This window comes from Marisediminitalea oceani, from assembly GCF_003731635.1.
Taxonomy (GTDB): Bacteria; Pseudomonadota; Gammaproteobacteria; order Enterobacterales; family Alteromonadaceae; genus Alteromonas; species Alteromonas oceani.
The window spans coordinates 1-11322 of record NZ_RCUA01000068.1 but is presented as its reverse complement, the minus strand read 5'-3'; the positions used below and the strand labels follow the sequence as shown (position 1 = coordinate 11322).

Here is an 11322-nt window from a genome sequence, read left to right as displayed (position 1 = left end):
AAGTGATTACGTGGGTGACAATAACACTAATACAGCATTAAAAAGCCTGTCTCAGGGATCGGGAAGGACGTTGGTTTTGCTCCATGGCTGGGGCATGAACAGCGCCGTTTTTAGTGAGTTTTTGCCGTTTCTGACCGCCGATCTTGAAGTGATCCGCATTTGTCTGCCCGGCTTTGGCCTGAATAGCGACAAACTGCCGGAAGACTATTCACTCGATACCATTACGGCACTGGTTAATGAATCCATCCCCGAGGGCTCTGTGGTAGCAGGTTGGTCGCTGGGTGGTTTGGTGGCACAACAACTGGCGCTGTCTTACCCGGATAAGATTGCCGGTTTAATTACCCTGGCCTCCAGTCCCTGCTTTGTCTCCAACGGTTGCTGGAAAGGCATTGAGCCAGTAGTGCTGAACGGTTTTCAACGCCAGCTGGCCCGAAATTACGAGAAAACCCTGGATCGTTTTTTAGCTATTCAGGCTATGGGTAGCGCATCTGCCAGGCAGGATGTAAAAACTATACGCCAGCAACTGGGCGCTTTGCCCTCACCTGCCGAAGTCGCACTGGCTGCCGGCCTTTCCTTGCTGGAAACAGTGGATTTGCGAAGTATGATTGGGCGGATAAATCAACCTACGCTGCGTTTGTATGGTCGCCTGGATAGCCTGGTTCCTACCAGTAGCATCGACCGTATTCACGAGCTGCATCCAGGTGCGGATACTGTGGTAATGCCCCATGCTGCCCATGCGCCGTTTATTTCTCATCCGCAACAGACCGCCGATATCCTGTTGAATTTCATCAGTAACCTGACCCGCATTGACCGTTATTACAGCTAGCCTGTGATGAAGTACCGCAAAGTACCGCACCTGAGTGCGGTTGCTTTGCGGTAAATAGATTGCTGACTTGCTCGATGCCTCATACGCATAATCGCCCGCCATGACTGGCTTGTGTAACGATTTAACACCACGCCTGTGACTAACTCAGACTTTATTTTTTAACCGTTTTGGTTAATAATTGAACATGAGAGTGTAGAGGTAGTGTATGGTGATAAGCAACAACGTAAATTCTGCGATAGTTGCTGGTCAGTTCGGTTTGCAACAGTCGTTTGAGGGGATGACCCAGTCAGCGATGAACATTGCACAGCGGACGGCCCAGCAGGACGTGGCGCAAAATGGTACCGGCAATTTTCTGGCCGATGCTTCGTTGCGCAGTTTGTCTACCACATCTGATTTGCTGCCATCCGGCGGTGACAGCATGACATCTGATTTACTGTCGATGCAGATGTATACCAATAACGCCCTGGCGTCGGCCAAGGTTATAGATGTTGCTAACGATACGGTTGGCCGCATCATCGACACGATTGCCTGATCGCAGGTAACCCGTTATGAATATTGTCACGCCCATCCCAACGTCCTTTGCCATTCCAACTGCTAATCTCAGCGTGGAAGCGGCCCGGCGTGATAATCTTGCCCGTGAGTCCATTCCCCAGCCATCAGATGCCAAACAAGGCAGTGCAGAACAGGGCCTGGGCTCCGAATCAGACAAATTAAAATCTTCGGTTAAAGGTAATCAGCCGCTCACCTATGAACGACCACAGTCGAATCAGGGCAGCGCGGCGCAGGTAACCGGCGACAGTCAACAACAGTTCAACGATGCCAGCGAAGAAAGTGCCGGCAAAGAAGACGCTCGGGAGCGCCAGCAGGAGCAGGCCGAACAGCGTCAGATTGAATCAATGAAAGAGCGCGACCAGGAAGTGCGCACCCACGAACAGGCTCACGCCACTATTGGTGGTCAGTACGCCGGTTCGCCTCAGTATGATTTTCAACGCGGTCCGGACGGCCAGCGTTACGCTATTGACGGAGAGGTGTCTATTGATGTCTCTACCGAAAATACACCGCAACAAACTATTCGCAAAATGCAGCAGGTTCGCGCTGCTGCGCTGGCGCCTGCTGAGCCATCACCGCAGGATTTACAGGTTGCCGCAGAAGCTTCCCGCATAGCATTTGAAGCCCGCAGTAAACTGGCCGAAGAGCGCAAAGAAGCGTCGGCAGTGAGCCCGGAAGAAGGCGATTCTCCCTCGCGAGTAGCATCTGAAGTCCCTACGCTGGAAGAAATTGTTGAGAACAATCAGCCACAGATTCCAACCCGTAAACTCGACGAGCTGGCCGCCGACGAAGACAGGTACAGTCAGCAAAGCAGTGGCCGTCGCTCGCTGCAAATAGACAGCGAGCAAATGCAGCAGCGAAATACCGTGATTGCCTCATTTTATAAAAATGTCGCAGTGCCTGTTGAAGGGGGGTTCAGCGCCTCAGCGTAAACGAGCAGATATACAAAAAAGCCCCGTCTCTTGCGAGCGGGGCTTTTTTAGTTTGCTGAGCTGTTTAATCAGTTTTTCTTTGCTTTGGCAAAAGCATCGGCGAACGCATTACCCATTGCTGCATTAGCAGGTGCACTCTGGCGTCCTTGCTGGCCTTTCTGATTGCGGTTACTGCCGCCTTTGTTTTGCGGCTTGCCACTCCCCTTCGGCCCTTTACTTTGCGGAGCCGGGGTGTCATCCAAACGCATGGTAAACGAGATGCGTTTGCGATCTACATCGACTTCCAGCACTTTAACCTTAACGATATCACCGGCTTTCACCACCTCACGCGGATCGGAGATAAACTTATTGGTCAGTGCCGAAATGTGCACCAGACCGTCCTGATGAACTCCTACATCCACAAAGGCACCAAAGTTGGCTACGTTACTGACAACGCCTTCGAGGATCATACCTGGCTTAAGATCTGCCATGGTTTCCACGCCTTCTTTAAAAGCGGCGGTTTTAAACTCAGGGCGCGGATCCCGGCCAGGTTTATCCAGTTCTTTAAGAATGTCTTTAACGGTTGGAATACCAAAGTTGTCACTGACAAAATCTTCCGGATTAAGCTTACGCAGTAAGTCGGTATTACCAATCAGGTCATTTACCGCCACATCGGTGCGACTCACAATGCTATCTATTACCGGGTAGGCTTCGGGGTGCACTGCTGAGCTGTCCAGCGGGTTAGTACCGTTTACGATGCGCAGGAATCCGGCGGCCTGTTCGAAGGCTTTGGGCCCCAAACGTTCTACAGATTTTAAATCCTGACGACGGGCAAAGGCACCATGGGTATCACGGTAGCTAACAATGTTGTGCGCAAGGGTTTTGTTTAATCCGGATACATAGCTGAGCAAGGCCGGTGAAGCGGTATTTAAATCAACGCCAACGGCGTTAACACAGTCTTCAATAACCTGATCCAGCGACTTGCCCAGTAAACTCTGGCTGACATCATGCTGATACTGACCCACACCAATGGCTTTAGGCTCAATTTTTACCAGCTCTGCCAGCGGATCCTGCAAACGACGGGCAATAGACACTGCGCCGCGTAATGATACATCCAGACCCGGCAGCTCTTTTGAGGCAAGCTCGGAAGCAGAATATACCGAAGCGCCGGCTTCGCTGACCATAATTTTCTGGGCGTGCAGCTCGCTGTTGGCTTTGAGCATTTCACCTACCAGCTTGTCGGTTTCCCGTGAGCCGGTACCGTTACCAATGCTGATCAGTTCTACTTTATGCTGTTTGCACAGATTCGCCAGGGTGCGCTGCGATTTATCCCACTGATTTTGTGGCGCGTGAGGGAAGATGGTAGTGGTGCCTACCACCTTACCGGTTGTATCTACAATGGCTACCTTAACCCCGGTACGTAGACCCGGATCCAGACCCATGGTGACTTTGGCCCCGGCAGGCGCAGCCATCAGCAGATCGTTGAGGTTTTTAGCAAATACATTAATGGCTTCTTCTTCGGCTTTTTCGCGAAGCTGGCCAAACAGTTCGGTTTCCATATGCAGGGCAATTTTGATTTTCCACGTCCAGGTGACTACCTGAGCCAGCCATGCATCGGCAGGTCGACCCTGATTGCGCAGCTCAAAATGCCCGGCAATAATTTGCTCGCAATAAGAGGCCTGGGCTGGCGAGTCTTCCTGACCAGGATCGGCGATCATCTGAATATGCAGCATATTTTCATTACGGCCACGGAACATTGCCAAAGCACGGTGGGAAGGCACTGAGGCGAGTTTTTCTGAGTGGTCGAAGTAGTCACTGTACTTCACAGCTGCTTTTTCCTGGCCTTCCACAACGCGGCTGCGAATGTGGGCATTCTCGTTAAGATAACGACGAATCTTCGCCAGTAAGCCGGCGTCTTCGGCAAACCGTTCCATCAAAATATAGCGCGCACCTTCCAGTGCTGCTTTGGTATCTGCTACGCCGTTTTCCGCACTGACATAGTCAGTAGCTACGGTTTCCGGAGTCAGGGTTGGATCGGTAAACAGCGCATCAGCCAGCGGTTCGAGGCCAGCTTCAATAGCAATTTGCCCCTTGGTGCGGCGACGCGGTTTATACGGCAGATATAAGTCTTCCAGCGTGGTCTTATTATCGGCAGCAAGAATTTGTTGCTGTAGTTCAGGCGTGAGTTTTTCCTGCTCACTGATAGATTTTAAAATCACCTGGCGGCGGTCTTCTAATTCACGTAAATAACCTAACCGCTGTTCCAGGTTACGTAACTGGGTATCATCCAGTCCCTGGGTGACTTCTTTACGGTAACGGGCGATAAAAGGTACGGTTGAACCTTCGTCGAGCAGTTTTACAGCCGCTTCGACCTGAGCAGGTTTAACGGCGAGTTCGTTGGCAATGGTGTTAATTATCATCATGTATGAGATTCAGGCGGTAGTGAATTTAATGATTGGAAGTGTCCCTTCCTACCTACTATTGATTTGCAATCGGTAAGCGTTACCCACGCTTTTATTGGGTCCAGAGTATAGCACCTCTACCTGCCGTGTCATATGGGTTTGCTAACCTCATTTTGGGCAGCAAACCGGTGACAGATATAATCCCTGGCTGGCATTGTAAATTGCCGATACAATTTACTTTTAGCATCAATTTTAAAGGGTCTGGCAAATTGCGTACAAACCTGGTGACCCGGGAAGGGTATGACAAACTGCGTAACGAACTGAATTATCTGTGGCGTGAGTACCGGCCGGAAATTACGGCCAAGGTTACCTGGGCTGCCAGCCTGGGCGATCGGTCAGAAAACGCCGATTATAAGGAAAACAAGCGTTTGTTGCGTAAAATCGATTCCCGGATCCGGTTTTTAAGAAAGCGCCTGGAAATTCTCAAAGTGGTGGATTTTGCGCCGGAGCAGGCCGGCCGGGTGTTCTTTGGTGCCTGGGTAGAGATTGAAAATGACGACGGTGACACCAAGACCTTCCGCATTGTCGGGCCGGATGAAATTTACGACCGTAAAGACTATATCTCCATCGATTCACCGATGGCACGAGCGCTGCTAAAAAAAGAAGAAGATGATCAGGTAGATGTAAAAACACCCGAAGGCATCAGAGTCTGGTACATCAACAGGATTAGCTACGCCGAAGATAACCAGGAAGGATGAGATGATGTTACGATTCATGTGGTGTGTTGCTTTTTTAGTGTTTAGTCTGAGTGCGAGCGCTTATGACTTTGGCTCGGGGGATATTAAGGTTCCCGAAGGTTTTGAGGGGCCGGTAATGAAAGCGCCCAGTGAGGCCTTCTTGGCCGTTGGGTTTACCCGCCGTCACGACGATAGTGACAAGAGCACGCTGCTACAACTGACGTTGTTTACGCCGCCAAATGGTATACCTGAACTCAATCAGGCCAGGCAAATCGCTTTTTCCAAACAATACCTGATGCAGTTTTTAGAGGGTGTGAAGCGTCGCCGGGATAATTTTTCTACCTCTGCCATAGAAACAGTATCGATTGATGGAATTCCTGCCGTGCGGATCCGCTGGACCGGGCGCAGTACCGAGAACAATGTTGAGCTGTATGGCGAGATGTACTGCATGATATATCAGCAGCAACTACTCAGTTTTCATGTTCAGGATTTTACCGATTTAGACGCTGGCGGATATGAAGCTGCGCGTAGTGCTGTTATGGCGATTGCCTTTGATTAGCGCGTTGCCGAATATATTGAATAGACTCAGCTTATAGCCAGCAGCAATAAATAAAATCATATTTTTATACAAAATGCCGATAAACTGTGTAGCAGATTAGCGACAAACCTTGTGTTTATGCCTATAATCTATGCGATTAATGATTGATATCTATACTAAAGATCCCTATCCGTAGCCTCGGTCCTCAGGTATTGTAATCAAAATGTAAATATATTGAACGAATTCGTCATACAAGTGACTAAACTTTGCAGTCACTTTTTTAAATGACATCGTTTACATTAAATGAATTGAGATTATGAATCGATACTCACCAACAGAACGAACTGAGCAATACCAAGAGCGAGCTGACAAGCCGGCAACCGCCAGCGCCCTCGGCTTATGTTTAATGGGCTTCCTGCTGTTGTTAAGCGGCGTTTTAATGTTTATCCTCACCACTGTGAATGCTTTTAGTAGTAATGAAGGCACAAAAACCATGGTGTCGGTACTGATCTGCCTTGCTATGTACCGGGCCGGAAAGTTTTTGCTACAACAGGTTAGCAAATTCAAAATGCCGCCTAATCGCCGCCGCAGCGTTATCTCTTAATTTTCCAAATCAGTAGTTATCAAATCAACACTGGGCACACAGTAACAAGTGTGCCCTCTGATCTGTTAAGTTCAGATTGGAATAAAACCCACGCCTTCTAGCTCGAAATATTTTTTAAAAAGTAGCGGTTCGCCGTGCAAACTGGTAAATCTAAACTAAGCTTACAGAGCAAACAAAACTTTACCCGAATGAGTATTTGGGCGCATGCGTTGCTATCGTTTTGATTGGCATGAGTATGCAGACAGTATGGACTTACTGATGAGCAAGGACAGGTGCTGAATAAAAAGCCGACAATAAATGTCGGCTTTTTCTTTTGATTCTATGGAATATCAGGGCGGTGCATGAGACACCGCGCGCAGAGATTATTCTGCGGCTTCTTCTTCTGCCGGTTTAACCACTTCCAGTAACTCAACTTCAAAGATCAGCGTTGAGTTGGGTGTGATATTACCTGTAGCACGTTCGCCATAGGCTAACTCAGAAGGAATGAAGAAACGGGTTTTACCGCCTTCTTTCATGGTTTGAACGCCTTCAGTCCAGCCTGGGATAACGCGGTTCAGTGGGAATACCGCTGGTTCGCCACGAGAGTAAGAAGAGTCAAACTCGGTGCCATCCAGTAAGGTTCCTTTGTAGTGAACCTTAACTGTGTCGGTGGCTACCGGGCTGGCGCCTTCACCTTCTGCCATTACTTCGTACTGCAGACCTGACTCAGTAGTAATTACACCTTCTTTCTGACCGTTTTCAGCCAGGAAAGCTTCGCCTTTGGCGATATTTTCTTCCGCCATTTTGCTGGCCAGTTCCTGTTGCTTGGCTTGCATTGCCTGCTCGCCAGCTTGCGCCAGTTGCTGAATTTCAGCTGTTTCAAACATCAGGGTGTTACCCATGCCGTCTTTAATACCCTGCATCAGGGCGTCTTTATCGATGCTTTCACCAAACTGTTGCATTTGCTTGTCGCGGGTAAACACGAACATGCCCATGCTGGCACCCATGGCATACGCTTGCTTTTGCGCGTCGGTCATTTCTTCTTTTGTCAGCTTTGGGTCCTGAGCGGGTTCGGTAGTGGTGCCCTGTTGAGGCTGACATGCTGCCAGACCCAGTGTAGCCATAATAGTTAGGGCAACGAGCGACTTTTGCATAAACTTCTCCGTTAGTTGGTATCTTGTAGCAGCGCTAATAGTGCTGCTACAAATCAAATTCTATAAATGTAAACCAGGTTATTAACGCTTTACTGTAACACGCCTGATACGATAATCACGAATATCGGCTTCACATTGCGCCCAATCCCCAGGATAAGCGACGCATATTACGGTTTCGTGCTATGTTAATGCGAGCATTCGCAATAAGAAAGGCCTATGACAACACCATCACTGAAAACGTTCACTTCTCGACTGATTGTTACGCTTCTGGCCGGATTTGGTTTAGCCGGGTGTATTGTTCCGGATACCACGCCGGACAATCAATGGCGCATTGTTGAAGATGGCGCTTACGCGGCAGACGTATCGGTGGATGGCCAGTTAAGCGTGGTGTCTGGTATCAATAATGGCATCCATGTGTGGCGCTTTGGTGAAGCTCAACCGTTATTTCAGTGGAGCCACCAAAGCGAAGACGGCGATCAGAGCAATAATTTAGTGGCCAATGTGCATATCAGTGCTGACAGCCAGTTTGCGGTAACATCAGACCGTGAGGCTTTTGCTATCTGGAGCTTATCTTCCGGTGAGCCGGTGGGCTTCTGGCGTATTGACGAGTCAACCATCCGCGATGTGGCGCTGGCTAACGGCGGTCGCGGCGTGTTGGTGGGACGTTCCAGTGGCAAGGTGATGTTTTTTGAACCGGAAAGTGGCCGTCGAATTGAGTTTCTTGGTCATCAGGAGCGTATCAATAGTGTGGATATTACGCCGAATGGCCGTTACGCCCTGACCGGTGGAAACGACTACGTGGCTTACCTCTGGAGTACCGATAGCGGGCAGGTAATTCATACGTTTACCCATCCCAGCCGCGTTACCCTGGTGGCACTGGATGATGAGGGGCGCTATGCCTTTACCGCCGACAGTCAGCAAAAATCGCAGATCTGGAATGTACAAACAGGTGAACCGATTAGCCAATTGCAGTATATTGCGCGCCAGAAGATATTTACCGATGCCGTGTTTTCTAAAGATGGTAAGTACTTGCTTACCGGAGCCCCTTCACGAAGGTTGTATTTGTGGGAAGTTGCAACGGGTGAACAGGTGGGAGAATGGAAAGTTGCCCCACGGGAAAACATGTCACCGCCCTCTGCCGTAGTTTACGGTGTGGGCTTTCTCGATGACGAACACGTGTTATCGGTAAGTAGTAGCGGATTAGCTGAGCTGTGGAGTATGCCCTGAATGACAACGAACAACGACAAGCTGGCTAACGAGTTAGCCAAAGCCGAAGAAGCTATTGCCGAGCTGGAAACCAAGGTGGCTTTTCAGGAGCACACTATTGATGCACTCAATGAAGCTTTGGCCCATCAGCAAATACAAATCGATAAGATGCAGTTTCAGTTACGTCATGTTATCGATAAGGTCAAAGGCATGGAGCCTTCCAATATTGCCAAAATGTCAGAAGAGACCCCGCCGCCCCATTATTAAGTGTTGCGCTAGAGCCTACCGGCCAGTACCGGTAGCTTACCTACCTGTTCCCTGATAAGCGTGGCAGTGTTATCGAGCTCTGATTTCAGACTGTCGAGCTCTTCGCTAAGTCGGTTAAGGAATGACTTCATCAACGCAAGCCCATAATACCGGTTAACAATGCCTGACCACTGGGGGTTAACAGGTAACCCAGTGCGGTAAGGTTGATTACCACAGTAAACCAGAACATGGCTTTAAAGTCCCGCTTTGCGGATTTATGCCGCAGCCACTGCTGAGCTAAATAAGCGCCGGGCCAGCCGCCAACCAGTGCTATCAGGTGTAAATGGACCAGCGGGGGCATTTGAACGAAAACCTACGGTTTTGAATCCTGTGGCACCCTCGTAACCGTAGGTTTTCGTTTGATAGCCGTTAATCCCTGTATTTGAGGTTCGGCTGCATTCGGCCGGTAAAAGCGTTGAATTTAGCCACAAAACCTATAACACATTGATAATATGTAGGAATATCAATATTCTTTTTCCACCTGACGTTGGTCGAATCGATGCTTCTCCTTGGCCTGCAGGGTCTTGTGGAAGAACCGACAAATTTGCCAAGTTTGCTCGTTTAGGGGCTGGCAACGATTTCTGCATTTGCAGCCAGACGATCAAAACACATCCATTAAATCGTTATAGCGAACTTTGAAGCTGTTTAAACTGCCCTTGGATCACTGCTTTTTCCTGAAGAATCACCTTATTCTCATCGGTCAGAAATGCCACTTTATCCTGGGCGGTTTTCAGTTCGGCTTTGGTGGTCTCCAGTGCGTGGGATAACACGGCCACTTGCTTATCGACATCTGCTTTCTGAGTGGTGAGCGCGGCCATGTTTTCCGACAATTGCTCATTTTTATGCTGGTATTCCCGGCACCTTGTCACGGCTTCTTCATACTCGTGTTCCAGGTTCTGGATATCTTCCATCTTTGCGTTCAAGTCGCTATTTAGCGCCGCATTGGCCCGTTTTAATTCATCGGCATTTCGTTGTAACTGCGCGTTGATGTCGAATAGCTCGGACGCTCTCGACTCAGTCTGTGCGAGCCGGTGTTGCAGATCCTGAATCTGATCATTTAACCCCTGGTTAACTATACGGAACTGTTCGCGCTCCTGCTGGCGGTCTTCGGCAGTGCGCTGCTGGTAATGTTCGAAATGATCGCGAATATCCCGGTTTTCTTGCCTGAGTTCACTGACACTCTCCTTCAAGTCGTTGGCTCGCGTAAGAGCTTCGTCCCGCTGAGACTCGGCCTTTGCCAGCCTGACGCGTGCGTCTTCCAGGGACTTGTCTTGCAGGCTTTTTTCCTCGGTAATTCGTGCTATCTGGTTCTCAAGGTCCCGTTGTCGGGCAGTAAGTTGCGCGATGGTGTTGTTGGCATAGGTCAACTCTGTGCGGAGTTCTTCCTTTAAAGTCTCGAATTCCTGGCGACCTTGTTCGATACGGTGGTCGGCCATCTGCTGTACCCGCTCATGCAGGGACTTTACCACCTCGATGAGGTCGTTCGGCAGTCCACTGACATCGGCCGCCTCCCCATTGTCTGACCGCCAACGCTTGAGCAATGGCGCGATGGTGCTTTTGCTGCCGGTGCCCAGATGCTCGCGCACCCTATCCACCGTGGGTTCCTGGCCATGTGTTTTAATGACTTCAGCTGCTTTAGCGATATCGTGATAAGTGACTCCGGCACGGGCCATGGTGATTCCTCTCGGATTATTTAGTAACATATTACATAACACGTAATATAACATTATATATGTGTTTTTCAAGATCGCTTGAATTCAAGATACTAACCACCGATAATCTACCTTATCGTAGGTTAATGGATCTTGACGTAAATTTTCGACTTGTAACGCCGGTACATAGCCGCCTTTTGAGCGACATCGAAGGAAATCCTATTCATGAACAACAAACCGCCAAAACCGGCTAGCAACTTGCCATTACGTAATGAGGAATCGACCCTGATTGAACGTCAGGAAGCCGAATCATTGCGGCACTACCTCCAGGCAGCGACGTCCGACAACACGCGCAAAGCCTACCGCTCGGCCATTCGCCAATTTGAAAAATGGGGTGGTCGCCTGCCCTCGGATCGGGATACTGTCGTGCGTTACCTGCTGGCCAGAGCCGAATCGCT

Annotated in this window: 13 protein-coding genes and 1 pseudogene; 9 read left to right on the top strand and 5 right to left on the bottom strand. The window is 49.5% G+C overall.

What is annotated here, in order from left to right:
• Positions 1-10: 10 nt before the first annotated feature.
• From bioH to D9T21_RS16925, 3 genes are all read left to right on the top strand, one after another.
• The gene (gene bioH, locus D9T21_RS16935) at positions 11-826 is read left to right on the top strand and encodes a pimeloyl-ACP methyl ester esterase BioH (RefSeq protein ID WP_123326259.1); all 816 of its coding nucleotides are present in this window, start codon (positions 11-13) and stop codon (positions 824-826) included.
• Positions 827-1031: 205 nt separating this feature from the next.
• On the top strand, positions 1032-1358 hold the full coding sequence (locus D9T21_RS16930) for a hypothetical protein (RefSeq protein WP_105933022.1): 327 nt from the start codon (positions 1032-1034) through the stop codon (positions 1356-1358).
• A 16-nt stretch (positions 1359-1374) separates the two neighbouring features.
• Positions 1375-2307, top strand: coding sequence for a putative metalloprotease CJM1_0395 family protein (locus tag D9T21_RS16925; RefSeq protein ID WP_123326258.1), 933 nt, complete (start codon positions 1375-1377; stop codon positions 2305-2307).
• 68 nt (positions 2308-2375) lie between these two features.
• Here the strand turns inward: D9T21_RS16925 and D9T21_RS16920 are convergent, their stop codons facing one another.
• Entirely contained in the window at positions 2376-4706 is a 2331-nt protein-coding gene (locus D9T21_RS16920) for a Tex family protein (RefSeq protein WP_123326400.1), read from the bottom strand.
• Positions 4707-4957: 251 nt separating this feature from the next.
• Here D9T21_RS16920 and greB point away from each other — a divergent pair, with 251 nt between their 5' ends.
• The 3 genes from greB to D9T21_RS16905 all read left to right on the top strand — a co-directional run bounded on the left by greB (position 4958) and on the right by D9T21_RS16905 (position 6567).
• Positions 4958-5446 (top strand): transcription elongation factor GreB, encoded by a 489-nt coding sequence (greB, locus tag D9T21_RS16915; RefSeq protein WP_123326398.1) that lies wholly within the window; start codon positions 4958-4960, stop codon positions 5444-5446.
• 1 nt (position 5447) lies between these two features.
• A complete protein-coding gene (locus tag D9T21_RS16910) occupies positions 5448-5984 on the top strand; it encodes a hypothetical protein (RefSeq protein ID WP_123326256.1) in 537 nt (178 codons plus the stop codon).
• Positions 5985-6279: 295 nt separating this feature from the next.
• Positions 6280-6567 (top strand): hypothetical protein, encoded by a 288-nt coding sequence (locus tag D9T21_RS16905; protein ID WP_164464730.1) that lies wholly within the window; start codon positions 6280-6282, stop codon positions 6565-6567.
• Positions 6568-6929: 362 nt separating this feature from the next.
• Here D9T21_RS16905 and fkpA read toward each other — a convergent pair whose 3' ends face one another.
• Entirely contained in the window at positions 6930-7700 is a 771-nt protein-coding gene (fkpA, locus tag D9T21_RS16900; protein ID WP_105933027.1) for an FKBP-type peptidyl-prolyl cis-trans isomerase, read from the bottom strand.
• Positions 7701-7916: 216 nt separating this feature from the next.
• Here fkpA and D9T21_RS16895 point away from each other — a divergent pair, with 216 nt between their 5' ends.
• Positions 7917-8927 carry a WD40 repeat domain-containing protein gene (locus D9T21_RS16895; protein ID WP_123326254.1) on the top strand — a complete coding sequence of 337 codons (1011 nt, stop codon included), beginning with the start codon at positions 7917-7919 and terminating at the stop codon, positions 8925-8927.
• A complete protein-coding gene (locus tag D9T21_RS16890) occupies positions 8928-9173 on the top strand; it encodes a SlyX family protein (RefSeq protein ID WP_105933028.1) in 246 nt (81 codons plus the stop codon). It begins immediately after the preceding gene.
• A gap of 8 nt (positions 9174-9181) precedes the next feature.
• On the opposite strand, the gene D9T21_RS23155 is transcribed toward D9T21_RS16890, so the two are convergent.
• The 3 genes from D9T21_RS23155 to D9T21_RS16880 all read right to left on the bottom strand — a co-directional run bounded on the left by D9T21_RS23155 (position 9182) and on the right by D9T21_RS16880 (position 10885).
• Positions 9182-9304, bottom strand: a complete 123-nt coding sequence (locus D9T21_RS23155) for a hypothetical protein (protein WP_277423865.1) — start codon at positions 9302-9304, stop codon at positions 9182-9184.
• A complete protein-coding gene (locus tag D9T21_RS16885) occupies positions 9304-9513 on the bottom strand; it encodes a DUF1294 domain-containing protein (RefSeq protein WP_123326252.1) in 210 nt (69 codons plus the stop codon). The genes D9T21_RS23155 and D9T21_RS16885 overlap by 1 nt, the downstream gene beginning before the upstream one ends.
• Before the next feature lie 322 nt (positions 9514-9835).
• Positions 9836-10885: a DNA-binding protein gene (locus D9T21_RS16880; protein WP_105934539.1), complete on the bottom strand. Its 1050-nt coding sequence runs from the start codon at positions 10883-10885 to the stop codon at positions 9836-9838.
• A gap of 204 nt (positions 10886-11089) precedes the next feature.
• Between D9T21_RS16880 and D9T21_RS16875 the strand changes: the two are divergent.
• Positions 11090-11322: pseudogene (locus tag D9T21_RS16875) on the top strand (integrase); the annotation flags it as partial.